Below are 25,799 nucleotides of genomic sequence, written 5' to 3' on the forward strand. Positions count from 1 at the left end.
ACGAATTGACGTTTGCTGCTTTGTCGCCGCGTAAAATTATCTGTCTAAAACTCGGATAGTAACTTATCGATGACAGCATTGATATCTTGCATATCGTTTTCGAAGGTTGTTTTAAAATTTTCCCAGTCTTCCTGCCTGATGTTTTTTATATCATGCATTCGCTTGTTGATGGAAGCTTGTTTGGCTTCAAATTCATCAAGGGCAGCATTTTGGGCATCGGTTAGTGCTTCACCTTTTTTTATTTTGTCATTCAAATCACGCACTTTCTGATTGATATTGGCAAGCTCTTCGTTGGCTTTGGCCAGCAAATCGCAGTGAGCCTGGTGAAGTTCTTCACTTATCGTAGTTTCAACGGCATTCGACCGTTGATCGCTTTTCTTTTGGGAGTTGCTATTACATGCCGAAAAGACGACGATGCACATTCCTGCTATAAAAATCCATTTTAGTTTTTTCATGGTTAATTGATTTTAAGTTCATTTTTATGTTCGCTATTACGGACTTAAACCAAGATGGTTGTGCTTTTGAATATGTTTTATAGTTAAGTTTTATAGCATTTTTATGTTCGCTTGTAAATGGTTTACTCAAAGTAGTTGCTTGGGTCTTTATTCGCCCTGCTTTTGTTAAGGAGTAAGGCATATACTGGGTTTCAGCCCCGGCAAAAAATAGCCGCCGGTATTTTAATTTTGTATATTTGAAGCTTATAAAAATTTGGAAAGCAATTAGTGATATAATATGGAAAAAGTAGCAGAACGATTTATCAGATATGCCCAACAATACACCACTTCTGATCCTGAAAGCACAACCTATCCGAGTACCGGACGTCAGTTGGATTTTATGAGAAAACTGGTGGAAGAACTTACCGAAATAGGACTGGAAGAGGTGGAAATGGATGAGTACGGTTATGTAACGGCCACTATTCCTGCCAACGGTGTAGAAAACAGTCGTGTGGTTGGATTTATAGCGCATGTCGACACCAGCCCAGATTTTTCGGGTGAAAATGTAAATCCGCAGATCATTACAAAATACGACGGCAAACCGGTGGAGCTCAAGAACGGAGTGGTGATCGATCCGAAAGATTTTCCTGAGATCTTAAATTACAAGGGCCAGGACATCATTACGGCCGATGGTACCACCTTGCTCGGTGCTGACGATAAAGCCGGGGTCGCCGAAATTGTTACAGCCGCCGAGATTTTGCTAAAAATGAAAAGCCTGAAGCACGGGAAAATTCGCATTGCGTTTACGCCCGATGAGGAAATTGGAAAAGGAACCGATCATTTTGATGTCAAAAAATTCGGGGCCGATTTTGCCTATACGCTGGATGGCGGAGAAATTGGCGAACTGGAGTTTGAAAACTTCAATGCTGCCGGGGCGAAAATCAAAATCAGCGGACGCAGTGTGCATCCCGGAGCAGCTAAAAATAAGATGGTAAACGCGTTGCTCGTGGCGCACAAACTGGTGGGTATGTTGCCGCCCACTCAGCGTCCGGAGCATACCGAAAAATACGAAGGTTTCTTTCATTTGCTGTCGCTGAACGGAAATGTGGAAAAAGCCGAATTGCAGTATTTGATTCGCGACCACAGTCTCGAAAAGTTTGAGGAAAAGAAGAAACTGCTGAAAGAAGTGGTTCAGCTGATTAACCTGGAATACGGCAAACCGCTGGTGGAACTGAAGCTAGAAGACCAGTATTACAACATGCGTCAGAAAATTGAACCCGTGATGCACGTGATTGATATTGCCCAGGAGGCGATGAAACTGGCCGGAGTAGAACCAAAAATAAAAGCCATTCGTGGCGGAACCGATGGCGCGCGTTTGAGTTACGATGGTTTGCCCTGCCCGAATGTATTTGCCGGCGGCCATAATTTCCACGGACCCTATGAGTTTGTTCCGATTCCTTCGATGGTAAAAGCCGTAGAAGTGATTCTCAACATCGTACAACTGGTTGGCAAACACAAGTAAACCGTGCAGGCACAATTCATTCAAAATATAAAGGAAAAACAGCTGATCGCCCCGGGCGAGAAAGTGTTGCTGGCGGTTAGCGGCGGCATCGACAGCATGGTGCTGTTGCACCTCTTCGAAAAGTCGGAGCTGGAATACGGCGTGGCACACTGTAACTTTCAGCTGCGTGGCGACGAGTCGGACGGCGACGAACGTTTTGTTCGGGAGTACGTGCAAATGCACGGAATTCCTTCGTTTTTCGAAACCTTCGACACCACGGAGTACGCCCGCGTGAGTGGGATTTCCATTGAAATGGCAGCCCGCGAACTGCGTTATGCCTTTTTTGAACGAATTCGTTGCGAACACCACTACAACTGGATCGCCACTGCGCATCACCAGGACGACCTGATCGAAACTTTCTTTCTGAACCTTTCGCGGAAAACGGGGATAAAAGGCTTGACCGGAATCAAGGACAAAGCAGGGTTTCTGATTCGTCCGCTTTTGTTTGCCGGAAGGGAAGAGATTGAACAGTATGCCGCCCAGAATTACCTGGAGTACCGCGAAGACTCTACGAACAGTGAAGTGGTGTACCAGCGTAACTTTTTGCGGCATAAAATTCTTCCTTTGTTTAGCGAGCTGAATCCGGCTTTTAAAAAGAACCTGCTGGCCAGTATCGATAACCTGCGCGATGCCGAACAAGTGTACACTTCGGTGCTGAACCGTAATAAAGAGCAGGTGGTGGAAGACGAGAATGGTGAAATCCGGATCAGCATCGAAAAGCTCCGCACCACACCCTTTCCTCAGTTACTTTTGTTGGAGGCGCTTTCGCTGCTGCATTTTAATCCTTCGGTGATCGATGAGGTATTTCAAAGCCTGGATGCCGAACCCGGGAAACAGTTTTTCTCGCCCACGCACCGCCTGGTAAAAGACCGCGAGTTTTTATTCGTAGCACCGCTTAAGGAGCAAAGCGAGCAACTGTTTTATATCGAGGAATCAGACATTGAGCTGTTTAAACCGATTCAGCTGAGCATCGAAAAAACAGGGGCTGCCGGTTTTAACATCATAAAATCTCCCGATGTCGCCTGTATCGATCTCGACACAATTCAGTTTCCGCTGTTGATTCGGAAATGGAAACAGGGCGATTACTTCCAACCGCTGGGGATGAAGGGAATGAAAAAGGTAAGCGACTTTTTTATCGACCAGAAAATTCCGCTTCACGAAAAAGAAAACACCTGGTTGCTGTGCAGCGGCAAAAAAATCGTCTGGATTATGGGGCGCCGCCTCGACGATCGTTTTAAAGTAAGCCCCGAAACGCAACGGATACTGGTGCTACGAATGGACTAAAGAATGTCCTTTGGTGGAAGATGGGTATTAAGCGGTCAATTTCCTTCGTTGGGTACCATTTCTAACTGCCCTGTAGGGTTTCTACCTGCCCTGTAGGGTTTTTACCCGTCCAGTATGGTCAGACCCTCCCAGTTAGAAATTTGGTGCTTCCTGTTGTACAGGGAAAGGAAAAAATGCAATAGGACGCCTCAAATCCCTACTGGAAAGCCCAAAAGTGTTACAGGGAGACATAATAGAGGACAGGGAGTGGAAATTCTTTAATTTTCATTGATATAAAGGAAAAAAGAACATTTTACTGATGCAGGTGTGCGCGACCTGTGTGAAGAGTTCAATTTTAAGAAGTTTTATTAGTGGTTAAAACTGAAGATTGAATTCACACTACTCATTGGTGCCCGGTGATGCTTTTCTGTTGAATACCATAACCTTAACTTGATGTTTTTTTTACACGGAATTTTTCGCTGGCGGGAAAAAAACGCTCATCTTCGCGCAAAATTTTAAAAAAGTATGGCTACCGAGATTACCATTATCCGACACGGCGAAACCCTCTGGAACGTACAACAGCGTATACAGGGGCAGCGTAACAGCCAGTTGAGCGAAAACGGTATTTTACAGGCCGAATTGGTGGCAAAAGCACTGACGAAGCGTGAATTTGATGTGCTGATCAGTAGCGACCTGGAAAGAGCGGTTGAAACAGCACGTATCATCAATAGCCAACTTTTGCTGCCGTATGAAACCAATGCTGCTCTGCGCGAACGTTCTTTTGGCAAGGTGGAGGGAATGAGTTTGGCCGAGATAAAAGAGAACTTTCCCGATGAATACCGGAGCTATAAACAACGCGACCCAAAGTTTGCATTTACGGGCGGCGAAACCATTGAGCAGCTTTACCAACGCGTAACATCGGAAATAGAAACCCTAGCCCGCAAATATGCTGACCAAAAGGTGTTACTTGTTTCGCATGGGCTGGTACTTGAGATGATGATGTACAGAACCTTTTCGGTTCCCCTGGATAATCCGCGGGTTTTCTCGATCAATAATTCTTCGATCAGCTCGTTTTACATCGACGGTAACAATTGGTTTTTAAAAGAATGGGGCGTGATTGAACACCTGGTTTCGCTCAATGTATTAAATGAATTGTAACACACGCCAGGAGAATTTTTGGGTCTGCGGGAGTTTAACGATGCACATTTACTCGTCTTCCGAATCCTCGTCTTCTTTCACAAAAATAATGGGGAGAGACCATTTGTAATATACCGCCAGAACCCGCATCACGATGATCATCAGAATAGGAACGAGCTGAACCAGGATAAAATCGAAGCCCGCTTTTCGCAGCAACAAATAACAAATACCGCCAAGCACGGTTACGGTTGCATAAATCTCCTTCCGGAAAATAACGGGTACTTCGTTGGCAAAAATATCACGGATTACCCCGCCAAACGACCCGGTGATGGTTCCCAAAACAATACAACTCACAAATCCAAAACCGTGCTGAAGCGCAATTTCCACCCCTGCAATGGTAAACAGTCCGAGTCCGGCGCTGTCGAACAGCATGATGGTTTTACGCAGGTAGGTGAGTTTTTTGCGGAAAAGAATGGCAAACAGGGTACCGGCAGCGATCACATACAGGTACTCGGGTTCCACCAGCCAAAAGGCGGTACGTTTCTCGATCAGCATATCGCGAATGGTACCTCCGCCCACTGCGGTGGTAAAGGCCAGGATCAGAACGCCAAACGGATCGAGCTTCTTTTTCATGGCGATTAAAGCGCCCGAAATGGCAAAAGCAAAGGTCCCGAGGATGTTGATGTACTGAAGCAATGTTTCCATATCTTCCAAAGGTTAAAATAAAGGTTGCAGTGAACTGCAAAAGTAATGCATATTTAAAGATAAGCAACGGGGCTTTTGGCCTGTTTCCCTTTGGAGCATGAAAAAACAAAATTTCAGAAAGAGTATCAAAATGAAATCACAAGTAGTGATCAAAAGCTTATCGCTAACCGCTAAACAGTTTCAAAAGTAGATCAATCCTGTTGAACCATATTCCTGTAAATACAGAAGGTGAATAACCGATGGTCTTAACTTATCGGATTTGCGCCTGCATCATAGTTCTTATGTCGCCGGTTTGGTAGAGTTCTTTTACGAAGCTTTTATACAAATCGGTGAACGTTTCATTTTTAATCAGGTCTCCAAACAGATCTTTTTGTGCCAGGAAAGCTGTCGGGGTGTTTTCGGTATCGCTGGCCGCCTGATGCAACTGAGGATGCAGTGCGTCGATAATTTCAAGCGCGCGCTTGTTCCGATCCACTTCCTTGTCGCAGTAATAGCACCAGGCCGCAAGTACGAGTGTGGCAAAGCGGATGCTGCCTCCGCGATTTAAATTTTCCAGAACTGTAGGAATCAAAAACTTCGGCAGTTTGGCCGAACTTTCGGAACAAATACGGGCAACACTGTCTTTGATGTTGGGATTGGTGAAACGTTCCTCTAGTACGTCTTTGTATTTTTCGAGATCAATACCTTCCACCGCATCCAAAACCGGAGTGGCTTCCAGATCCATAAACCGGCGCATAAAAGTGGAGAAAATACGGTCCTCCATACAGGCATTGATCGTCGGGTGGCCGTGAATGGCTCCGGGAATTCCCAGTACAGAGTGTCCGGCATTCAACAAGCGGATTTTCATTTTTTCGTAGGGCGAAACATCGGTGACAAACTGCACACCCAGTTTTTCGAGCGGCGGTCTTCCGTTGCAAAAATCATCTTCAATTACCCACTGGATAAATGGCTCGCAGGTCACCGGCCATTCGTCGCTTATCCCGTGTGTTTCCTGTAAATACTGACTGTCGTCGCTGGTTGTGACGGGGGTAATCCGATCGACCATGGTATTCGGAAAACTTACCTTTTCGTTGATCCATGAGGCCAGTTCCGGATCTTGTTGCTCCGTAAAGGTAAGCACCATCTCACGTGCCATTTTTCCGTTGTGCTGAATATTGTCGCACGACAAGATGGTAAATGGCGGTAATCCGTTGGCGCGGCGTTGCCTTAATGCTGCGGTCAGGTAGCCGTAAACGGTTTTGGGCGCATCGGGCTGTGCAAGGTCGTGTTGAATATCCGGATGGTCAAAATCGAATTTACCGGTGGCGGGATTAAAGTTGTAACCTCCTTCGGTAATCGTCAGAGAAACAATTTTGGTTTCGGCCGCGGCCATTTTATCGATTGCCGCTTGTGGCGCGTCGGTTGCCAGAATAAAATCGTTTATTGCACCAACCACCGAACTTTCGATTTTTTCGTCGGGGTGGCGAGTAATCAGCGTGTATAGGAAATCCTGTTTTTTAAGTACTTCATACATCTTACGGTCGTTTTCCCGCAAACCGATGCCACAAATTCCCCAATCGGTGACGCCGTATTTTTCCAAAAGCTGATGGATGTACCACGCCTGGTGGGAGCGGTGAAAACCACCTACACCAATGTGGACGATACCGGAAGTTATCTTTTGCCTGTCGTAGGTTGGAGATGAAATTCGTGTTGCTATTTGACCAAGGTTGGCTTGATTTAATTTCAGGATTTCCATTTGTTCTTTTTTAATTTGATGCTTTTAATGATTTTCCCCGTTGCATGGCCCAGTAAGCGGTAACAAAGTAGGTGATGGTACAGATAAATCCGTAGAGGTAAAATGTTTCGCGGTTCGTGATGTAGGTTGTTTCGCTGGAACTTCCGAACAAAACAATTCCGGACAGAATAAGCGTAACGCCAAGCGCCACGATTGAAATTCCGTTTAGTATTTTGGAAAAGACCGTCGTATCTTTTATCTGATGTGGCTCGGTTTGAGCTTTTTGTTCCTGGAAGCGTTCGATTAGTTCATTCCGGGCAATTTCCTTTGCTTCTTCTTCGGGGTATTTTCCGCGGGCGCCATACCTGCCGGCTAGGAAGGTATACAACAGAATGGTAAATATCCAGGTCGGTACAAAGAGATAGTAAAACGACATTACTCCTAAAATATCGAGCCCGAAGCCAAGCACAAGGCCAAGTCCCCACGAAACCACAGCAGGAACGCTGTTGGCTAGCTGTTTGTACGACCTCCAGTAGCGGGTGTACCCGATTCGCGGAAAGATCTGATGTTCGGCAAAGACAATCGCACCAACCGGCACCACTAAAAGTCCGGCGTAGGTTAACAGCGGCAAAATTTGCGAAAAAACAAAGGGGAAAAAGGCAATCACAATCATAGCCATCCCTACGATAAACGTTGCACTTTTTCTCGATAGTTTGGTAAAAACGGATTGAGCTGCCAAACCGGCGCGGTATAAATTTGTGATAGCTGTGGTCCATCCGGCAACAATAACAATCACAAAGCCCGACCATCCCAACGCATAATACGCCACATCTCCCGGATCGAGTTCAACGATGGTTTTTCCAAGGATCACAGCAGCGCCGGCACCCATAATCCCTGCCGATATCCAGGCAATGTAATGCCCGAACATCATCCCGGTACTGGTGGCGAGACCGTATATCTTTTTCTTGGCAAAACGCAGCAAAGCCATATCAATTAATCCAACGTGGGTAATGGTATTGGCCGCCCAGCCAAAACCGGCAACTTCAAGAATCCCGATACCGGGTTCGCCCTTGCTGTTGATCCCCGTCCAAACCGACAGGTCACCCATATGGATGAATTCGGCCCAGCTTCCGGGAAGGGTTTTTCCAAGCACTCCGAGCGACAGTGCCGGCAACAATACCAGTGCTCCGCTGATGAACATCGTAAACAGCCAGGGAGCACAGATTCCGGAGAATTCGGAGACAGCATTGAACCCGAATATCGCTACTGAAACGACGACCAGCCCTACAATGCCCACAACCAGTACAAACCAGAAGTTGGTGGGGTACCAGTCGAGTTGTGCGGGTATTCCAAACACAAAGCGCACGGCTGTTGCCGAAACCGTCACCATCGCCGCCGAAATCACCGTGAAAATGATCACATTGGCCCAGTCGTATAGTTTCGACATGTATTTTCCCGCAATTTTATTCAGATAGGTATACAAACTCAGGCGGGTTTCTACCGCAATAGGTGCGGTGATAAACGTCCAGCTAAGTACAGCAAGGATGTTGCCGATAAGTAATCCGACTATAATATCCATTGTTTTGGCGCCAAGCGCCACAAAGGTGGCTCCAATAACAAACTCGGTTGCGGCAACGTGTTCGGCTGCATACAAACCGGCAAAGTGCTGCCAGCCGTGAAGTTTATTTTTTGCAACAGGTAGTTGTTCCTCGTGAAGCTTTTCGAGTGCCTGAAATTCGTTCGTTTGGCTCATTTTAATGATTTAGTTATGAAAGCGGTTTTAGTTTATGTTTTAGAACGCGTTAAAGTACAATCTTTTTTTTATATATCGTTTTCTTGGCGAAGTTTGTTGAATGTGTATAGTAACGAAATTACATTTGTTTCGAAATCTTGTTTTTCGATATTATATAATGATGTTAAAGAAGGCGTATATGGTCTTTTGTCTCAAGCAGAGAGAGTTAGGGTTGCTTTGGTTGTGTTTTCTTCGTTTTTTTGCTTTTTGTCAGCGTTATAGTTTTAATTGAAGAGAAGGATTGAGCGAAATTATGTTTATTTTAATGAACTCAAAACCGACCGTTGTCGTAGAAACGCAGTGGTCGGAAAATTTTAGACCGAAGACCTGAATCAAGTAAAACTAAACATTCAAAAGCTAAATGAAAAAACAACTACGATCGTTTACGTGGATGATTACCACGATTCTTTATATTATTATGTGTTCCTTTTTTTCGCAGGCGCAAAACATTCAGCGTTTGGCGGTTCCCGAAGATGTTACCCAGTGGATTAAGACTTCGTTTGGCAAAGGAAAGCTACCTCCGCTTTCGTTTGTTTATGAAGGCAAACATTCTGCAGATTTTTTGAAAAAATGGAAATACTCTTGGCTCCAGGAAGTGAGTGAGGAACCCAACGTGGTGAAATATACAGTGTCGTACCTTGATCCGGAAAGTGGATTAAGACTTGATTGCCACATCTCTGGTTTCAACGATGTTAATACAGTGGAATGGGTGCTCAACTTTACCAACACTTCAGGCAATAACTCATCCACGCTGGAGCAGGTAAAAGTGATCGATTTCACGGTGCAACCCAAAACGACTGGTAGATTTACGCTGTATCATACCAACGGAAGCGATGCCAAACGTTCAGATTTTCAACCGTTGTCAACTGTTTTGAAAACCGGTGAACCCCTTCGTTTTCAGCCGGCCGGCGGTCGCTCGTCGGATGCGTCAGGCTTTCCTTTCTTTAACCTCGAAACACCCGACCATACCGGAATCGTTACAGCCATTGGCTGGAGTGGCAACTGGTTTTTCGAACTCGAACAAAACATCGATAAAGCAACTACGCTAAGTGCGGGAATGGCGAATATGAAACTTTTTCTTCAACCCGGAGAGACCATTCGTACGCCCTCGGTTTGTATGCTTTTCTGGCAAAGCGAAGACCGGATGACCGGACACAATCAATTCCGGCGCTTCCTGCTGACTCATAAGGTTCGAAAAATCGACGGACAGTTTGCCGAATACCCGTTGTGCGGCGGTTTTAACTGGGGCGATCCGTATCCGTGTAACGAATATTCGTGCTTAACTGAAGATTACGCTTGTGCGCTGATTAACCGGTACAAGCAATTTGGCATCACGCCCGAAGTGTTTTGGCTCGATGCAGGGTGGTACACCGGAGGAGGAAACTGGTACGAAAATACCGGGAACTGGACCATCGATTCCACCCGTTTCCCCAACGGATTAACACCACTTTCGGACGCAGCACATCGTGTGGGCGCAAAATTTATGGTGTGGTTTGAACCCGAAAGGGTGCATGTGCATTCCGAATTTGCCAACAAACATCCGGAATGGATGCTTTACGAAGCCAGTAACAAAGACAATTATCTTTTTGATTTGGGAAATGCAGAAGCCCGCCAATGGCTCATGAAATATTTTGGCGATTTTATCGAGCAGAACGGCATTGATTATTATCGCCAGGATTTCAATATCCGGCCTGAAGCATTCTGGACAGCAAACGACGAACCCGGACGAACTGGCCTGAAGGAAATCCGCTACATCGAAGGATTGTATGCCTATTGGGATTATTTACTGAAACGTTTCCCAAACTTACTGATCGACAACTGCGCCAGTGGCGGGCGTCGCCTCGATCTGGAAACGGTTTCGCGCAGTGCTCCGCTGTGGCGTACCGACTATCAATATGGCGAGCCCAACGGCTACCAGTGTCACACCTACGGGCTGAACTTCTTTCTACCCTTAAGCGGAACCGGAGTAAACCGTACCGATGCGTTTTCGTTTCGTTCGAGTTTGGGGAGTGCGGTGGTTTTGAACTGGAAACTTACCAATGCTGATATGTCGATTCCGGAGATGCAACAGTGCGTGGCCGCTTTTAAGGAATTGCGCCCGTATTATTATGAAGATTATTATCCCTTAACCGGGATTGGTGATTTAACCGGCGACGATGTATGGTTGGCCTATCAGTTAAACAAACCATCCGACGACTCTGGTATTGTGCTGGGGTTCCGCAGAAAAGACAATACGGTTGGTAGCCTTGAGGTGCAGTTGCGGGGTCTGGATGCTAACGCTGTTTATTCGGTTTATAACGACAACGACAAAAGCTTGGTAGAAAGAACCGGGAAGGAGTTGGCTGAAGGCATCGTTCTAGAAATCGGTAAAGCGCCCGGATCGATATTGCTGAAGTACCGGAAAAAATAAGTCGTTTGCTGATGTAACAGTAAATGAAACAAAGACTTTAAACGGAGGCCGGATCGGTTGATGGCGAAGGAGAGAAACCTGTTTGGCTGATTGCAGAACTGTACCATGTTGCTATGGAAGAGCCCTATTGGGAAGGAACATTGGATGCCACCTGCGAAGGTAAAAATGAAGACTGGAGAGCATTTCAGGGTTTTGTGGTGGCTTCTGAATGTAACAAGAACAAGAAATACCCGAAACGTCTTGAAGCGGTAATGTACCGCAGTTGCAGACAAATGATCGATCCTTCCGGCTCGCAGGGAGAATAATTTAAGCAGACCAACTTTGCACAACGCGGCAATATGAACAACGTTTATAAATTGAGAGGAGGCTATTCAGTAGACTGGACAGTATTTTGGATTACGGCCCATTTTTTACATGCTGCAGCCCAATTTTCTGAAATGGGCGTTGATTTGGATAGTGGTTTCTGACAAACATTCCCATCCCGACAACGCTCTTCTTATTGGTTCCCTCCAATTCTTTTTCTGAACTCAGAAGGATTCATTCCCACTTTTTTCTTAAAGATAAGGCTGAAATAATGGATGGTTTGAAAACCCAGTTCCAAACTGATTTCCTTGATGCTTTTGTTGGTGGTAACCAGGAGTTCTTTGGCCCGCATCACCCTAAGTTGCAAATGATACTGACCCGGAGAAACCCCGGTGTATTTTTTAAACATCTTCCGAAAGTAGGAGTATCCAACATTTTGCTGTTCTGCCAGCTCTTCCAGGTTAATCTCGCTGTTGATGTTCTGGCGCATCGCAAAACGAACTTCTTCAATTACCTTGGCAATTCTTTTTCCTGAGAATCCTTTCTGCTTCTCAAAGGAAATGATGTAGCCCAGTAGTTTGACCACCATTCCGGAAGCAATTTGCTGATATCCGGGTTGCTCTTTGCGCACAAAGTCCATTATTTTTAAATGGGTGTCAATAATTTCCTCTTTAATGCCCAGTTGCAAGACCGGTTGCCGGCTGTTAAAAACTGGATTTGACAAAAAGTGGTCGGCGATCTGGCCTTTGAACCCCACATAATTTTCGGTCCATCCTGTTTTGCTTAAGGGTTTATACCGGTGCCATTCGTTCGGAAGTATCACAAGCAGCGAACCTTCTTTAACCGGAAACCGACCATAGCGGTTTTCAAATATACCGCCTCCTTCCGAAATGTAATTGAGCTGATACTCATGCAGTACACGTCCTCCTTCCCACGAGAAAGTGTATTCTGATGGGTGTGCTGCCGGTGGGTATAATGTGTTGGGTTTAATGCTGGCAGAACCTGCCACGCTTAAATGAATTCCCCAGGAAAGATCCTCGTCGCTGGTCGTTAAATATTTAAATTGCCGTTTCATTGATTTAGTGCCAAAAAATATAAATATAAGCTCATTTTCTGTATTGATAGAAATTCTTCCGGCATATATTTTTGTTAGAACTAAAACGCTAACGAATCAATAAAAAATAACTACAAATTAATCAAATCATTATGCAAGCACTTTTAGGTATTATTTTTCATTCCCTTGGAGGTATGTCTTCAGGCAGTTGGTATATGCCGTACGATTGGGTGAAGAAATGGCGTTGGGAAATTTACTGGATTACCGGTGGTCTTTTCTCGTGGCTGATTATGCCTTTTATTGCCGTTTTAATTACCATCCCAAACTGGCAGGGAATTTTGCAGGCTGCTGACGGAACCGTTATTCGCAATACTTACATCATGGGTCTATTGTGGGGAATCGGTGGGTTAACCTACGGATTGGCTATTCGATACCTTGGAATGTCGCTGGGAAACTCAGTATTGCTGGGGATTACTTCGGTAGTTGGTTCGCTGGGCTTACCCATCTTACGGAATATTCCGGGAGTAGCCGAATTGCTGCCCAATGGACTTTCCTTTACAGATCTGTTTAACAGCCCGGGAGGTAGAATCGTCTTACTTGGTATTGCCATTTTGTTGGTGGGGATCATTCTTAGCGGTCGTGCCGGCATCATGAAGGATAAAGATTTAAAAGGACATAAAGAGGGAGTAAACACTGAGTTTAAACTGGCGTTTGGGCTTTTTATCGCTATTGTGTCTGGCGTGTTGAGTGCCTTCTTTAGTTTCGGGATTGACGCCGGAAAAGAAATGGGTGTCGCTGCCAGGGATTTGGCGGTTCAGGCCAGTTATCCTTTTCTTGCAGCCGGAGACAATGGTGGAGCTGTAACCTATCTTTTTGAAAATAATATCATCTTCTTTGTGATTCTTTGGGGAGGTTTAACTACTAACCTGATCTGGTCTATTGCCTTGATTTTCAAAAATAAAACAGGCGGCGATTTTGTCGATAAAAAAGCGCCGCTGATTAGCAACTATTTGTTTTGTGCACTCGCTGGAACTACCTGGTTTTTGCAGTTCTTCTTCTATGGAATGGGCGAAACAAAAATTGGTAACGGAGCCAGTTCCTGGACGCTACACATGGCAACTATAATTCTGACCGCCAACCTCTGGGGATTTTGGCGCAAGGAATGGAAAGGAGTTTCAAAAAAGACTTACTGGACCATTCTTATTGGAATCGGAACCATTCTTTTATCGGTAATTGTAATCGGTGTTGCAAAATGGTTGTATCCTGAATTAAATGCGCTGGGATAATGAAGCGAGTGGCATTTAAAATGTATCTCAACGAAGGGCAAAAGGAAGCGTATCAGAAAAGACACAATGAGATTTGGCCCGAATTGAAGAAACTGCTGAAAGATTCAGGGGTGAGTGAATATTCCATCTTTCTGGATGAAGAAACCAACACCTTGTTTGCGTTTCAAAAGGTTGCCGGTGATGGCGGATCGCAGGATCTGGGGCAAAACGAAATCGTTCAGCGCTGGTGGAAATTTATGAGCGATATTATGAAGACAAACGAAGATAATTCGCCGGTGTCGGTGGAGTTACCGGAAGTATTTTACATGGAATAAATCAAAAAAATATTAATAAAATGAGCAATACTGATAGCATCAAAAAAGCCTACGAACTGGCAAAGGAAAGATATGCTGCAATTGGGGTAGATACTGAAGCTGCGTTGAAAAAAATGAGCGAATTAACCATTTCGCTGCACTGTTGGCAAACCGATGATGTGGGTGGGTTTGAAACGCCTGATGCAACACTTTCTGGTGGTATACAAACTACCGGTAACTATCCGGGCAAGGCAAAATCAGTGGCAGATGTTCGCCAGGATTTGGAAAAAGTAATGTCGATGCTTCCCGGAAAACAGCGGGTAAACTTACACGCAATTTATGGCGAGTTTCAGGGCGAATTTGTTGACCGCGACCAGATCGAATTAAAACATTTTCAGGGCTGGATCGACTGGTGTAAAGGACTGGGAATTGGAATGGATTTTAACGGATCGTTCTTCGCCCATCCAAAAGCAGCCGAAGGATTTACGCTGTCAAGCAAAAATGAAGAAATCCGTCAGTTTTGGGTGGAACACCTGAAACGGTGCCGGGCCATTTCTGCAGAAGCCGGAAAGCAGTTGGGAACTCCTTGCGTGCATAATACCTGGGTTCCGGATGGGTCAAAAGATACTCCGATCGACAGAAACGGATACCGCACATTGTTGCAAAAGTCGCTGGATGAAGGTATGGCGACAAAGTACCCGAAAGAATACATGAAAGATGCTGTTGAAAGTAAAACTTTCGGTATTGGTCTTGAATCGATGACAGTTGGTTCAAATGAATTCTATGTTGGCTATGCGGTTAAAAACAATATTCTTGTGTGTATTGACAATGGCCACTACCATCCAACAGAAATTGCAGGAGATAAAATTTCAGCCGTTCTTCAATACGTTGACGAATTGTTATTGCATGTAACGCGTCCTATACGTTGGGACTCCGACCATGTTGTTACGCTTAACGAGGAGATCCAGTTAATTGCATCTGAAATTGTTCGTAACGATTTTATGGGTCGTGTAAACGTTGGTCTTGATTTCTTCGATGCCTCAATCAACCGTATTGGTGCTTACGTAACCGGTACTCGCGCTGCTCAAAAAGCATTTCTGATTGCTGCACTTGAGCCGACAAAAGACTTGATTGAACTGGAAACAGGGGGGAAATATTTCGAACGTTTAGCAATGCTGGAAGAATTAAAAACAATGCCTTTCAGCGCTGTTTGGGATTACTACTGTTTGCAGGAGAATGTTCCGGTTGGCGCCGACTACATTGCTGAAATTCAGAAATATGAAAATGAGGTTTTAATGTATAGATAATTGACGTTTTATTTTTGTGCGAAAAGGGGGCGAAAGTCCCCTTTTTTTGTGACAATTTGACGAGCTTTTATTCGCTGAATGTTTGATGGAGTTTTCACGGGAAAAGAAATGTGTTACTTAACTTTTGTAAGCAGGTTTTGTAAATACATTTATAGAACATAAGTATTAATCAACGAGAATATTACCTTTGAACTCCGTGTAGCTTTTTAAGACCAATTAACTTAAATCAATATGAAGACTAAAGCAAGTGTAGTATTAATTGCTGTTGTTGCCCTTTTTGCATGTAAACAGGAGCATTATGTTTCGTTTAAAAATTCTATTCCGGAAGATCGTTCGGATGAAGTGGTGATTCTGACACGTGAGCAGGTGGCTGAAAAAGTCGAAATCAAAGAAGGATTTTTGCCGATATTCAGAGTGGGAGAAGAAACACTTCCTTCTCAGGTGGATGATATGAACGGTGACGGGCAATGGGACGAAATAGCGGTACTTCTCAGTTTTAAAGCCAACGAGGAGAAAAAAGCTGTGCTTGAAATGGTGCCCGAAGCCGAATATCCCTCCTTTGAAAAACGTACCAATGTTCGTCTGGGTATTCATCAGCAAGATGGTTCGTACAAGGAATTTGATCATTACACTGCCATACCGTACACCGAGCCTTTTAAAATTATTGCACAGGGCGAAAGTGTCAGCTGGGAAAACGATAAAATAGCATTCAGGGTTTATTTTGACTGCCGCAACGTAAAAGATCTGTTTGGCAAGTTAAAGCCCGGAATGATCATCGATAAGATTCATACACCGGAAATTAAGGATTATCACAAACTGAACGACTGGGGAATGGATGTACTGCATTGCGGTAGTTCGTTGGGTTCGGGTGGTATTGCCTTAATGAAAAACGATTCGTTGTATCGGCTTGGTTCAACCGACAATTATGAATATCAGAAAATTACAGAAGGACCGGTTCGTTCGGTTTTCGACCTCATTTACAAAGGCTGGCATGTTGACGGCGAGAACCTGGAAGCAGTTGAACGAATTTCAATTTATCCGGGCAAATACTGGTTTCAATCGGAAGTGACTGTAAAAGGACTTCCCGAAGGAGCCGAAGTGGTAACCGGTATGGTAACCAGCCTGCTAAAACGTGAGCCTTTCGAATTTCAGGCCGACGATTTTCAATGCATCGGAACCCACGATGTGCAGTCGCTGAATAACGATGAACTGGGAATGGCCGTGCTGGTTCCCAAAGCTGAAGCAGGAAAAATTGGCCGCACTACCGATATTGATTTCTTTAAGCTGGGCTATCAGACGGTAGTTGAAAAGGGTTTTAGTAATATTATTTCGGAAACCTATTACATTGCACAGAAAGCTGAAAACAACCAACCCGCCCGGCATTACTTTGCGGCCGTTTGGGGCTTGGATAAGGAGCAATGGAAAACCGAGGAAGGCTTCAAAGCATATTTAAAAGAAGAGGCAAAAAGCTTGTCATCTCCGATTGAGGTCCAGTTATAGGTAAATCACATTCTTTTTGAAGGAGTCTGTTAGTCGATGATCAGTATGAAATTGGCTAACAGATTTTTTTTTTTGATACGTAATTTGAAAAGATATCTTAGAAAAAAGAATAATAAAACGAAATGATATGGAGGTGTTTCGAAACGATGAAAGTGCCACTTTCGTTACTTTTTATCTGTTGATAAAGCACTTTTTTATCGAAAAAACTCAAGAAGAGTGATTAAATAAAATGCATGATATGGAATATCTATAGAAACCATTGAAATGCGTATGACTATATTAAGTTGTCATATTTTGAGTTAAGTTTAAAAAAAGACTGGAAGTTTAAATACAGAAATATTATACTTTTGTGACTTTCAATTAAACCTAAAACCTAATTAATTGGATCAGAATGAAGGAGAAATAGAACTAATAAGGGCTCTGAAAAAGGGTGACACAAATGCCTTTGAAGAGCTGTTTCAAAGATATCATAAGAAGTTATATAGTTTTCTTTTCCAGTTGTTGCGATCAAAAGAAGATGCTGAAGAAATAGTTCAGGATACCTTTGTCAAAATTTGGGAGAAACGGGAAAACTTCATAGAAGGTTATTCTTTTGATTCTTTTCTTTTCACAATTGCAAAAAACTCATTTTTAAATTTGACCAGAAAAAGAGTTAATGGTCGAATTTTTGAGAATCATCTTGATTTTTTGGAAGAAGCTTCTACATTAAAAACTGACGACTATGTTATCTATCAGGAAACAAGAGATATCATAGATCACATTATTGAAAAAATGCCTCCAAAACGAAAAGAAATATTTCTTCTGCGAAGAATTGAAGGGCTTTCAAGAAAGGAGATTGCGGATAAATTGGGAATTTCAATTATAACAGTCGATGGTCAATTGACAAAAGCTAATATTCACATAAAAGGCGAGTTGAAGAAATACAGTCTTTTTCTTCTAATTCTATTTCTGGGTTAAATACAGGTAGTTTCTTCGGGACAAAGCAAATTTTTTTTGATCATGAGTAATAGTAAATGTGTTTTTATGTGTATTACATATAAACAGGCATTAAATGAATCAAAAGAAAATAAATGTAATTAGAAGATTCTTCAGCAAATCGTATAGTGACGATGATTTGAAGAGCCTGTTCCAATGGCTTAACAGTGAGAAAGGAACTTGGGAAATCACTGAAACTTTAAATGAGAATTGGAAATCTTTTGAATGGGACGATAATCCAGCATCTATTGAATCAGCTAAAATGCTGATGAATATCAAAAATGGTATACTTAATCGTAAAACGTTACAATTTCGCAATAGAGTAATAAAGCTATTACCCTATGCAGCTGTTTTTCTTGTTATTTTGGGATTCATCATTATCCTTACATCCCAGGGAAAAATAAACAATAATCAATATACTTCAGTAATTACTGAAAACGGCCAAAGAACTAAGGTCGTTTTACCCGATAGTTCAATAGTTTGGTTAAATTCAGGTACAACTCTGTCTTATAATTATTCACAGAAAGATAGAAGGAGTATTATTTTAAAAGGTCAGGGTTTTTTCCAGGTAAAAAGAAATGAGAGCAAACCATTTGTGGTTCAATGCGACGAAATTAAGGTTACCGTGTTGGGAACGACATTTGATGTGAACAACTATCCTGAGAATAAAAAGATATTTGTTGTACTTGAATCAGGTAGTGTTGAGTTAAATCATAATAATACCAATTACATACTAAAACCGGGTGAAATAGCGGATTATGATGAAAAAAACAAAAGCATTAGCATAAATGATGCCGATATTCAAAAGTATATCTCTTGGAAAGATGGTAAACTAATCTTTCGAAATGATCCGATGGAACTTGTTATAAAAGAGCTGGAAAGATGGTATAATATCAAAATTATAGTAAAAGACCCCGAAGTGTATAATTCTATTTTTACAGGGACTGTCATTAATAAAGACTATTCACGAATCTTTAAGTTGATAGAATATTCTTGCCCTGTGCACTGCGAAGTTATGAATAACACTGCCCCCGAAGAAATACCCATAGTCATTATAACGAAGAAATAAATAACTAAAACTAAATAAATTAAACATATGCTAATGAACAACTAATTGATCTAAAAAAAGGAGATGCTGCAACATCTCCCTTCTAAAATTTTTATGCCTCACTGTTAGGACCTGGAGGCAAAAATCAATTTGAACATTAATCAAATCAAAACAAATTTATGAAAAAAAAATGTTGTATAACGGTTTCTGAGTTATACGAAACAATGAATTCAAAAGCACTGAGGATTATGAGGATTGTTTTGTTTTTACTTTTCGTAAGTATAACACAAGCTTTTGCTTTTGACAGTTATGCTCAAAGTGCTCGATTGAGCTTAAGCTTGAAGGATGAGGCGATCGTAACTATTCTTAACAAAATAGAAGATTTGTCTGACTATTATTTTATGTACGATGCAACCGTAGTGAATGTTAATCAAAAAAGAAGTATTAATTGTGAAAACAAAGCAATTGCAAGTGTATTAGACGAGTTGTTTCACGAATCAGGAATCATCTATAAAATTGATGATCATGTAATCGTTCTAACTGAGACTCGCACAAATGCAGGAAATAACGTTAATCAGTACGGGCAGCAAGTAAAAAAAGTATCAGGAATAGTATCAGACGTTGACGGGCTTCCTTTGCCTGGTGTAACAATCACAGTTGTGGGGACTACGCGAGGCGTGATAACAGACAACGATGGGTCATATACTATCGATGCTAAATCATCCGATAAATTAGTTTTTTCATTTATTGGGATGGAAAGCCAGGAGATAGAAGTCGGCAATCAGGTTACCATCAATGTTAAAATGCAAGATAAGACCGAAGAACTGGATGATGTAACCGTAGTTGCTTTTGGTAAACAACGAAAGGAAAGTGTAATTGCATCAATTGAAACTGTTAAGGCATCGGATCTGAAAATTTCTTCATCGAATCTTACCACCGCTTTTGCAGGGAAAATCCCGGGAATTATTTCATATCAGTCAACAGGCGAACCAGGAGCCGATAATGCCCAGTTTTTTGTGCGTGGTGTTACTACCTTCGGATACAAAACAGATCCTCTTATTCTTATCGATGGATTTGAGGCAAGTACTGATGACTTAGCTCGCATTCAACCGGATGACATCGAAAGTTTCTCGGTATTAAAAGATGCATCGGCCACGGTACTTTATGGTGCACGTGGAGCAAACGGGATCATTGTTGTAAGTACAAAAAGCGGATCAGAAGGGAAAGTTAAGATCTCTGCTCGTGTTGACTTTAATGTTGCAACACCTACCAAAATGCTTGATCTGCTTGATGGAGTGGAATATATGCGCCTTTACAATCAGGCCCTGGTTTCTCGTTACGACGATATGACACATGAAGTAGATGAAATTCCTACTCCACCATGGTATAGTGAAGAGAAAATCAGGGCGACAGAACGTGGGGATAATCCGATGATTTATCCTAATGTGGATTGGTATGATATGTTGTTTAAGAATGGTACTACGAACAAGAAGGCCAATATAAATCTATCTGGAGGAGGAAAATCGGCGCATTATTATGTGGCAGGAGGCATTGACAACGAAACAGGATTGTTGAAAATCGACAACCAGGATAATCTTAACAATTTCAATAGTAATATTAACATTGTTCGCGTTCATTTACGTAGTAATGTGAGTTTTAACTTAGGTCCAACAACCAAATTAGACACACGAATTTACGGTCGTTTTGAAAAATATAATGGACCTTATACCAGTGCCAGTTCCATCTTTAACCAGGTAATGGATAGCAACCCTGTTGATTTCCCTGCGGTTTGGGAGCCTGATGAGCGTAATCAATCGACTCGATGGACTCTTTTTGGTAATGCCGATCCAATGAAAACGAACCCTTTTGCAGAGATGGTTCGTGGTTACCGAGAGAACAACCAAAGTACTATTTCAGTGCAGGCGACTTTAATGCAAGACCTGGATTTTATTACCCCTGATTTAAAATTGCAGGTGAAAGCCTCAGCCAATACCTGGAATTACAATTCGGGAGCCAGAAGATATTCTCCGGTTTATTATGCATTGGAACAATATGACCCTTTTACTGAAGATTATGCTCTGTATAATCTGACCCCAAATAACATTCCCTACTTAGGTGATACGGAAGCGAGTAGGGACGGGAATACCCATTTTTATTTCGAAGGCAGATTGAACTGGGATAAAACCTGGGACAAGCATACTTTATCGTTAATGACCGTTGGAATTAAAGAAGAAAAAATTCTGACCGACGGACAGGGAGGTACCATTTATTATACTTTGCCAGAACGAAACCTGGGAAATTCAGGACGTTTTTCCTACAATTACGATAAACGTTATTTTCTTGAATATGCCTATGGATATAACGGATCGGAAAAATTCTATGGCAAAAAGCGCTTTGGTTTTTTCCCATCATACGGGGTAAGCTGGATTCCATCGAACGAAGCATTTTGGGGAGCAGGCTTGCAGAATATTGTTAGTTTGTTGAAAGTGAAGTTTACTTACGGTAAAGTAGGTAACGATGCCATTGCAAATCGTGAAGGCCGCTTCTTTTATTTATCGCGACTCGAAAGTGGTGGAGGTGAATATCAGTGGGGAAGAATATTTAGCCAATCCTATTCCGGTTTTCAGTTTGCGCGTTATGCCAATCCCGATATTTCGTGGGAGGTGGCTGACAAATATAATCTCGGATTAGAATTGGGATTATTTAAAGATGAAGCATTGAAACTTCAGGTTGATTTATTCGAAGACCATCGTAATAATATTTACATGGTACGTGAGAATTTTCCTGAAACTGCAGGTTTCCAGACTTCTATACATGGGAATGTTGGAAAAGTATTGTCAAAAGGTATCGATGGCTCATTAGACTTTAAATATTCTTTTGGTTCCCATTTTTGGCTAATGTCGAGAGCAAACTTTACTTATGCTACCAATAAATACCTGGAGAAAGACGAGAAAAATTACAGAGATGAATATTTAAGTGCAATTGGGCATCCGATTAACCAAACCTGGGGTTTGATAGCCGAAAGACTTTTTGTTGACCAGGCAGAAATAGACAATTCTCCGCGGCAGGAATTTGGGTCGTACATGAGAGGAGATATAAAATATCTGGATGTGAACAACGATGGTGTCATAAACAACAATGACCGTGTTCCTATGGGCTATCCTACGGTTCCGGAGATTCAGTATGGTTTCGGTATGTCAGCGGGGTATAAAAATTTCGACTTTTCATTCTTCTTTCAGGGGAATGCCAGAGTTTCATTTTATATAAATCCAGGGGGTATTGCTCCTTTTGTTAACCGTCGGAACGCACCGGAGATTATCGCTCGTGATTCATGGAGCGAAACCAATCCCGATGTACATGCTTTTTGGCCACGATTGGCTACCTATCAAGTGAATAATAATATTCAACAGTCATCCTGGTGGTTAAGAGAGGGGAGCTTCATACGTCTTAAAACAGTGGAATTAGGGTATAACCTGCCAGTTGCCAAACGGTTGGGGATGGAGAGCCTTCGCCTTTACTTAAGCGGAGAAAATATATTTACCATTAGTGCCTTTAAACTTTGGGATCCTGAGATGGGTGGAAATGGATTAGCTTATCCGATTAACCGACGGTTTAATGTCGGATTACAATTAAACTTCTAACCAAAATAAACAAAAATGATGTACGCATTTATTAAAAATATTAGAAGATACGTAATTACTGCAATCGTTTTACTTTTCTTCTCTTCGTGTAGCGATTTCCTGGATATTGTGCCAGACAATACGATTACACTGGAAGACTATTTTGCAAATAAGGAAAAAGCTTACAATGCTTTAAGTAATGTTTATGCAGGTATTCCCAATAATCATTTAATTCACAATACAGAGTGGCTGTTGGGAGACGACTGGCTCGGGCAACGTGACGCCACAAAAGCACAGAGTGGCTTAGTCGGAACACGTATTATGGAAGGAAACCAAAATACTACAAGTGTGTTACTTGGCTATTGGCAAGGTTCTAATTATGCAACAGACTTGTATGAGGTGATTCGATCGGCCAACACTTTTCTGGAATATATTCATTTAGTAAAAGATCTTTCGGATGATGAGAGGGCTCAATGGATTGCGCAGGTAAAGTTTCTGAAAGCTTATTACCATTTTATCTTGATTCAGCATTACGGGCCAATTACTTTGATAAAAGAGAACGTGCAGCCCAATGCTGGTTCTGAAGAATTATTTGTCAACCGCTCAAAAATCGATGATTGCTTTGATTATGTTCTTGAATTAATCGATGAAGCTATTCCCAACCTGGATGACGAAACGATGGAAGATGAGCTGGGGATGATCAATCAATCTATTGCGAAAGCTATTAAGGCACGTGTCTTACTTTTTAGAGCAAGTCCTTTGTTCAATGGCAATAAAGATTTATATGGCGACTTTTATGATCATGATGGAGAACCATACTTTCCGATGGATGAGGAGGGATCACAAGTATGGACACAAAAATGGAAAGACGCATTGGTTGCTGTAAATGAAGCAATAAATAATTGTGAAACAGAAGGATTCGGATTATACGAATATGAAGAACAGCCATATAAGTTTGATATGGAAGATTGGAAAAACAACACTGAGGCGATGAAACGTTTATACTCGCTTAGGCTGTTGATTGTTGATCCATGGAATAAAGAATGTATCTGGGGGCGCACCTACCGAACCGGGCAGAGTGGAACCATTCAGGATGCAAGTAACATTCGGTTACCCCGCACTTTTACAAATGGAGTACAGGAAACTACTGGTAATTCGTGGAACTGGGCCGGAGCAACTTTTCAGATGGTAAATAGGTATTATTCTAAAAATGGTCTGCCCATCGAAGTCGATAAGACTTTTGATAAAAACAATATGTATCGCCTTGTATCTACTCCATCACAAGATTCTTCGGAATATGAACCACTTCGTGGAATTCTGCAGCCCGATTTTATGACAGTGAGTATGTATTTAAACCGCGAACCTCGTTTTTATGCCAATTTAGGAATAACAGGAGGCTATTGGCGCGGACATCAATACCGGATTGATACAGAAATGTATGGCGGTACCCCCGGTGGATATGATCCTAGCGTTAGTGCGACAGATTTTATGTGGACAGGCGTTGGTGTTCAGAAATTTGTACATCCCGAGTCAAAATCAGGAAGTTGGATTCGTCAGATACATTTCCCGTATCCGATTATCCGTATGGCCGATCTTTACCTGATGAAGGCAGAAATACTTAACGAGCTGAACGGCCCGGGGCAGGAAGTTTATGATGAAATAAACAAGATCCGCCAGCGCGCAGGGATTCCCAATGTTGAGGACGTTTGGTCTAATCCTAACTTGTGTAATAGTTTGTATCTAAATTGGCATCAGGATAAAGATGGGTTAAGGGAGATTATATTAAGAGAGCGTAGTATTGAATTTGCCTTTGAAGGAAGCCGTTATTGGGATGTAGTTCGCTACAAAAAAGCAACCGCTGAATTTAATACCCCGGTTACGGGATGGACAGGAAATGCTTATGGTCAGCAGAATTTTTTCCGTTTAGAGGTCAAGCAGCGCCGTCAATTTCTTAACCGAAATTATTTATGGCCACTTTCTTTGAATGAAATGAATACCAATGCTAACCTTATTCAAAATCCCGGATGGTAATCGTTAAAAGAGTTAAAAAGCATAAATGAATCATCTCATGCAAAAAACAATAAAAATATACATAGGATTCTTGGTAGCTCTTCTAATAAGTTTCGCTGCCTGTAAAGAAAATGAACGTTTCGAACTTGGATATAGTGACGATACTCCTCCATCTGCCCCGGAGTTTCTGAGGTATAAACCGACTTACGGAGGGGCACGAATTTACTATAATAAGCCAGTAGATAAAGATCTTCTTTCTATTGATGCTACTTATTTGAGTTCAAAAGGGAAAGAGATGTGGTTTTCTGTATCTTATTTTGAGGACTATATAGATGTTTACGGATTTGATACAGAAAAACCGTATACAATTCAATTGTTTGCAGTAGACCGGGCAGGTAATCAATCTGAGAAGATACCAGTTACAGTTGAACCTTTAGAGCCGGCAGTTCAGCAAGTGGCCAGTACAATATATTGCATTGCGGGATTTAGTTCTTTTTATATAAACTGGGAAAATGGGTTAATGCAGAGTATGAATATTTTCCTTGATTACTCTTATAAAAACGCAGAGAATCAATTGGTGGAAAATCATGTAATCTATACCTCTCGTGAAGCCGAAGAGCGCAGATTTATCCGCGATCCCGGACTTTCAGAGTCAACACCGGTTAATGTAACAGTCCGGGTAGAGGATGAATTTGGGAATACAAGCAATACCCTGGAAATTGGAACCTTAGCTTTGCTGGGCGATGAAAAGATCCCCAAAGATGCGTGGCAAATCCCCGGGACGAATGATTCTACAATAGTCAACAGAAACGGTGAAGTCGTTAATACTGGAGTTCCAATGGGATTTTTCAACGGACTGGAAGGGCGTGATTATATGGTAATTGACGATATAATAAGCGACGGTACTTTTGTCAATTTTACCCATACCTACGGATGGGGACGAACCGGCAATTCAAGAGACGGTAATATGCCCTGGAATTACATAATAGATTTAGGCGACTATTACGAGTTGAGCCGTATTGTTACACACCAAAGGTACAGGCACACCGGTGCTACCGAGTACAGTGGGCGCGAAGACTATTACAGGGCAGAGAATGTTGGAATTTATGCAATGTGGCGTTGGGATGAAGACACACAACAGTGGGACTCTATTACTACGAATAAAATCACTTTCCCGGTCGATTTGCCTGATCGTCAATACAGAATATTGGGTCGGCAGGGCGACATGGCCTATATGTATCCCGAGGCTCCAAAATTCACCAAACCAACACGCTGGTTCCGCTACGAAGCTATTGCTGGTTTTAATGATAACTATGAGTCGCTCAATGCAAACTGTTTATCTGAAATCACTCTTTACGGAAGAAAGGCTGAAGGTTATTAACTTACT

At 42.4% G+C, this 25,799-nt stretch carries 19 protein-coding genes; 14 read left to right on the forward strand and 5 right to left on the reverse strand.

The window, feature by feature from the left end; translation table 11 throughout:
* Nucleotides 1-44 precede the first annotated feature (44 nt).
* On the reverse strand, nt 45-455 hold the full coding sequence (locus tag MR764_RS10070) for a hypothetical protein (RefSeq protein ID WP_247979288.1): 411 nt from the start codon (nt 453-455) through the stop codon (nt 45-47).
* Between the two features lie 277 nt (nt 456-732).
* Here MR764_RS10070 and pepT point away from each other — a divergent pair, with 277 nt between their 5' ends.
* The 3 genes from pepT to MR764_RS10085 all read left to right on the forward strand — a co-directional run bounded on the left by pepT (nt 733) and on the right by MR764_RS10085 (nt 4,416).
* Nucleotides 733-1,956, forward strand: a complete 1,224-nt coding sequence (pepT, locus tag MR764_RS10075; RefSeq protein WP_247979289.1) for a peptidase T — start codon at nt 733-735, stop codon at nt 1,954-1,956.
* Nucleotides 1,957-1,959: 3 nt separating this feature from the next.
* Nucleotides 1,960-3,279 carry a tRNA lysidine(34) synthetase TilS gene (gene tilS, locus MR764_RS10080; protein WP_247979290.1) on the forward strand — a complete coding sequence of 440 codons (1,320 nt, stop codon included), beginning with the start codon at nt 1,960-1,962 and terminating at the stop codon, nt 3,277-3,279.
* A 504-nt stretch (nt 3,280-3,783) separates the two neighbouring features.
* Nucleotides 3,784-4,416, forward strand: coding sequence for a histidine phosphatase family protein (locus MR764_RS10085; RefSeq protein ID WP_247979291.1), 633 nt, complete (start codon nt 3,784-3,786; stop codon nt 4,414-4,416).
* A 48-nt stretch (nt 4,417-4,464) separates the two neighbouring features.
* On the opposite strand, the gene MR764_RS10090 is transcribed toward MR764_RS10085, so the two are convergent.
* The 3 genes from MR764_RS10090 to MR764_RS10100 all read right to left on the reverse strand — a co-directional run bounded on the left by MR764_RS10090 (nt 4,465) and on the right by MR764_RS10100 (nt 8,567).
* A complete protein-coding gene (locus MR764_RS10090; RefSeq protein WP_247979292.1) occupies nt 4,465-5,100 on the reverse strand; it encodes a trimeric intracellular cation channel family protein in 636 nt (211 codons plus the stop codon).
* A gap of 250 nt (nt 5,101-5,350) precedes the next feature.
* Complete coding sequence (locus MR764_RS10095; RefSeq protein WP_247979293.1) at nt 5,351-6,835, reverse strand: mannitol dehydrogenase family protein; 1,485 nt, start codon at nt 6,833-6,835, stop codon at nt 5,351-5,353.
* 10 nt (nt 6,836-6,845) lie between these two features.
* Nucleotides 6,846-8,567 carry a hypothetical protein gene (locus MR764_RS10100; RefSeq protein ID WP_247979294.1) on the reverse strand — a complete coding sequence of 574 codons (1,722 nt, stop codon included), beginning with the start codon at nt 8,565-8,567 and terminating at the stop codon, nt 6,846-6,848.
* Nucleotides 8,568-8,967: 400 nt separating this feature from the next.
* Between MR764_RS10100 and MR764_RS10105 the strand changes: the two genes are divergently transcribed.
* Together MR764_RS10105 and MR764_RS10110 are read left to right on the forward strand one after the other, a co-directional pair.
* Nucleotides 8,968-11,016: an alpha-galactosidase gene (locus tag MR764_RS10105; RefSeq protein WP_247979295.1), complete on the forward strand. Its 2,049-nt coding sequence runs from the start codon at nt 8,968-8,970 to the stop codon at nt 11,014-11,016.
* A gap of 113 nt (nt 11,017-11,129) precedes the next feature.
* Nucleotides 11,130-11,321 carry a hypothetical protein gene (locus tag MR764_RS10110; RefSeq protein WP_247979296.1) on the forward strand — a complete coding sequence of 64 codons (192 nt, stop codon included), beginning with the start codon at nt 11,130-11,132 and terminating at the stop codon, nt 11,319-11,321.
* Nucleotides 11,322-11,512: 191 nt separating this feature from the next.
* Here the strand turns inward: MR764_RS10110 and MR764_RS10115 are convergent, their stop codons facing one another.
* The gene (locus MR764_RS10115; protein WP_247979297.1) at nt 11,513-12,394 is read right to left on the reverse strand and encodes an AraC family transcriptional regulator; all 882 of its coding nucleotides are present in this window, start codon (nt 12,392-12,394) and stop codon (nt 11,513-11,515) included.
* 131 nt (nt 12,395-12,525) lie between these two features.
* Between MR764_RS10115 and MR764_RS10120 the strand changes: the two genes are divergently transcribed.
* The 9 genes from MR764_RS10120 to MR764_RS10160 all read left to right on the forward strand — a co-directional run bounded on the left by MR764_RS10120 (nt 12,526) and on the right by MR764_RS10160 (nt 25,793).
* Nucleotides 12,526-13,659, forward strand: coding sequence for an L-rhamnose/proton symporter RhaT (locus MR764_RS10120; protein WP_247979298.1), 1,134 nt, complete (start codon nt 12,526-12,528; stop codon nt 13,657-13,659).
* A complete protein-coding gene (gene rhaM / locus MR764_RS10125; RefSeq protein ID WP_247979299.1) occupies nt 13,659-13,973 on the forward strand; it encodes an L-rhamnose mutarotase in 315 nt (104 codons plus the stop codon). Before MR764_RS10120 ends, rhaM begins: the two co-directional genes overlap by 1 nt.
* Before the next feature lie 20 nt (nt 13,974-13,993).
* Nucleotides 13,994-15,259 carry an L-rhamnose isomerase gene (locus MR764_RS10130; RefSeq protein WP_247979300.1) on the forward strand — a complete coding sequence of 422 codons (1,266 nt, stop codon included), beginning with the start codon at nt 13,994-13,996 and terminating at the stop codon, nt 15,257-15,259.
* A 231-nt stretch (nt 15,260-15,490) separates the two neighbouring features.
* Entirely contained in the window at nt 15,491-16,759 is a 1,269-nt protein-coding gene (locus tag MR764_RS10135) for a DUF4861 domain-containing protein (RefSeq protein ID WP_247979301.1), read from the forward strand.
* 381 nt (nt 16,760-17,140) lie between these two features.
* Nucleotides 17,141-17,716, forward strand: coding sequence for an RNA polymerase sigma-70 factor (locus MR764_RS10140; protein WP_247979302.1), 576 nt, complete (start codon nt 17,141-17,143; stop codon nt 17,714-17,716).
* Between the two features lie 94 nt (nt 17,717-17,810).
* Nucleotides 17,811-18,803, forward strand: a complete 993-nt coding sequence (locus MR764_RS10145) for a FecR family protein (protein WP_247979303.1) — start codon at nt 17,811-17,813, stop codon at nt 18,801-18,803.
* Between the two features lie 305 nt (nt 18,804-19,108).
* Nucleotides 19,109-22,423: a TonB-dependent receptor gene (locus MR764_RS10150; RefSeq protein ID WP_247979304.1), complete on the forward strand. Its 3,315-nt coding sequence runs from the start codon at nt 19,109-19,111 to the stop codon at nt 22,421-22,423.
* Between the two features lie 15 nt (nt 22,424-22,438).
* Complete coding sequence (locus tag MR764_RS10155) at nt 22,439-24,433, forward strand: RagB/SusD family nutrient uptake outer membrane protein (RefSeq protein ID WP_247979305.1); 1,995 nt, start codon at nt 22,439-22,441, stop codon at nt 24,431-24,433.
* A gap of 37 nt (nt 24,434-24,470) precedes the next feature.
* The gene (locus tag MR764_RS10160) at nt 24,471-25,793 is read left to right on the forward strand and encodes a DUF4959 domain-containing protein (protein ID WP_247979306.1); all 1,323 of its coding nucleotides are present in this window, start codon (nt 24,471-24,473) and stop codon (nt 25,791-25,793) included.
* Nucleotides 25,794-25,799: the final 6 nt, after the last annotated feature.

Source organism: Maribellus sp. YY47 (assembly GCF_023111095.1).
GTDB lineage: Bacteria > Bacteroidota > Bacteroidia > Bacteroidales > Prolixibacteraceae > Draconibacterium.